The sequence below is a fragment of the Stenotrophomonas sp. 2YAF22 genome (assembly GCF_052114665.1).
GTDB classification, from domain to species: domain Bacteria; phylum Pseudomonadota; class Gammaproteobacteria; order Xanthomonadales; family Xanthomonadaceae; genus Stenotrophomonas; species Stenotrophomonas indicatrix.
This window is the reverse complement of the sequence record NZ_JBFRFE010000692.1, coordinates 1-2088: the sequence shown is the minus strand read 5'-3', so window position 1 is coordinate 2088 and position 2088 is coordinate 1. Positions and strand designations below refer to the sequence as shown.

The 2088-nt window shown below is 65.9% G+C and carries 4 protein-coding genes; 1 reads left to right on the top strand and 3 read right to left on the bottom strand.

Translation table 11 applies throughout. The annotated features are described in order from the left end of the window. A partial coding sequence (locus AB4Y84_RS20000; protein WP_442250761.1) for an enoyl-CoA hydratase/isomerase family protein occupies nucleotides 1-423 on the bottom strand: 423 nt, incomplete at its 3' end. A 35-nt stretch (nucleotides 424-458) separates the two neighbouring features. On the opposite strand from AB4Y84_RS20000, the gene AB4Y84_RS19995 reads away from it, so the two are divergent. Further along, the gene (locus AB4Y84_RS19995) at nucleotides 459-908 is read left to right on the top strand and encodes a copper chaperone PCu(A)C (protein ID WP_442243822.1); all 450 of its coding nucleotides are present in this window, start codon (nucleotides 459-461) and stop codon (nucleotides 906-908) included. Between the two features lie 53 nt (nucleotides 909-961). Here AB4Y84_RS19995 and AB4Y84_RS19990 read toward each other — a convergent pair whose 3' ends face one another. Together AB4Y84_RS19990 and AB4Y84_RS19985 are read right to left on the bottom strand one after the other, a co-directional pair. After that, nucleotides 962-1687, bottom strand: a complete 726-nt coding sequence (locus tag AB4Y84_RS19990) for an enolase (protein ID WP_442243821.1) — start codon at nucleotides 1685-1687, stop codon at nucleotides 962-964. Nucleotides 1688-1763: 76 nt separating this feature from the next. After that, a partial coding sequence (locus AB4Y84_RS19985) for an acyl-CoA thioesterase (protein WP_442250760.1) occupies nucleotides 1764-2088 on the bottom strand: 325 nt, incomplete at its 5' end.

The window sequence follows — 2088 nt, the reverse complement described above, 5'->3', positions numbered from 1 at the left end:
GACCTGCACTTCGTTCAGGCCGATGGCATACGGGCGCGCCGGATCGGCACTGCGTGCCATCACCCGGTAGTCGCAGCACAGGGCCAGCACGCAGCCGCCCGCCGGTGCATGGCCGGTGATCGCCGCAACCACAGGAATGCGGCTCTCGGCCAGCGTGCGTACCGCGCCGAAGAACGCGTTCCAGGTGTCCAGCAGCTTGTGCTTGTCATCGCCATGCGAGAGCAGGTGCGGCACGTCCATGCCGCCGGTGAAGATGCGCTCGCTGCCGGACAGCACGATGCCGTGCGCGTCCTCGGCCATCGCCAGTTCGATGGCATGGATCAACTGCCGGCACAGCTCGGTGTCCAGTGCATTGACCGGCGCCYGCGCCAGTCGCAGTTCGCGGATGGGGCCATGGTTGATCACCTCGATGAGCGTCGTCATGCTGCGGGTCTCGTTGCGAAGAAGGAACCTGGGCGATGATAACCAAACCATTCGTTGGCGTACTGTTGGTTCTGTGTGCGGCCGCAGCATCGGCTTCCGCCGCCGAGACGAAGTGCGTCACCGTCGAGCAGGGCTGGGTACGTCTGCCGCCCAGCCCGACGGCGACGCCCATGACTGCGGGCTATGGCGTGATCCGCAACGGCTGCTCCACCGCGGTGACCATCATCGGTGCGCGCAGTGCGAGTTTCGGTGATGTGTCGTTGCACGAGACCCGGATCGTCGACGGGGTCAGCCGCATGCGTGCTGTCGAGCGCCTGCCATTGGCGCCGGGCGAACGCGCCGTGCTCAAGCCCGGCGGCCTGCACCTGATGTTGATGGACGGCAGGCGCGTATTGGAGGAGGGGCAGCCCGTGTGGCTGCAGGTGCAACTGGAGGGGGGCACCGAAGTCAGCACGGCCCTGATAGTGCGCAAGGCCGCGCCGTAACGCGGCGCTCGTTCCGCCGGGCCATGCCCGGCGAGCGCGCAGCGCGGTGGGGCTTACGACCAGTCGTACGAGAACAGCACCGTGCGGCTTTCCGGCTCGTACAGCATCACGATCGCATCGGCACCGGTTGCACACCAGTTGTAGCCGGCCACTTCTGCCACGGCGAAGAACTTGTTGCCATCGCGGGTGATGATCGCGCACTCGGCATCGTCCGGCGCATGGCGGTCGTCGGCAGCCTCGGTGAACGCCAGTGCGAAGGCGGCCGGAATCTCCGCGGTTTCGATCCAGTTGCCGGTCGAGATCTGCCCACCCAGCACATCGAGGTAGGCCTGCTCGCCGGGCTCGCCGTCGCCATAGCGCGAATAGCTGGCCAGGCGTCCATGCTGCTGGAAGTACGCACGTGCCTTGCTGTAGCTCTCACGCATCTCCGTGATGTGCTCCAGCGCGTGCTTGTCCTGCACCTGGTCGCCGATGAAGTAGCCCTCGTCGCCGAGAAAGCGCATGCGGTTGTCGGCGGTCAATTCAAAAGCGATCCAGTTGGTGCCGGTGAACGCGTTGTGGTGTTCTTCGGTGGCTTCGCCGATGCAGCCTTCATAGGGCTCGATCGGACACAGCAGGGTCGCGGCCTGGCCGGCCAGTTCCGGGCGCAGCACGCCGAGGTCGATCTTCAGCAGCGGCAGCAGATGCTGGCCAAGCCAGGCCTGGTCATCCGGGAACACGTCGGCGGGGAAGGGGACCATGCCGGGCAGCAGGTCGCGCAGTTCAGTCTGGTGGATCATGTCAGTCCTTTGATTGGAACGGTCGCGCCGGGCCATGCCCGGTGGGGAGAGTGCCGGCCAGCGGCCGGCACTGCCTTCAGGTGGATGCGCTGCGGATCGCGTCCGGCAGCGGCGCGCTCTTGCCGGTCTGCGTGTCCATCCAGACCACCACCACGTTGCCGTCCGAATACAGCTTCGACTCGTCCTGCTGGTCGACGATGCGATGGCCGATGGTCACGCTGCTGTTGCCCAGGCGTTCGACGAACAGCTCGACCAGAATGTCGTTGGGCCACACGATCGGCAACCGGTAGTTGACGTTGGTGGCAGCCACCACCGGTGCGATGCGGTCGTTCATCGACACGCCTTCCACGCCCAGCATCCAACGCACGCGTGCCTCTTCCAGGTAGGAGATGTACTTGGCG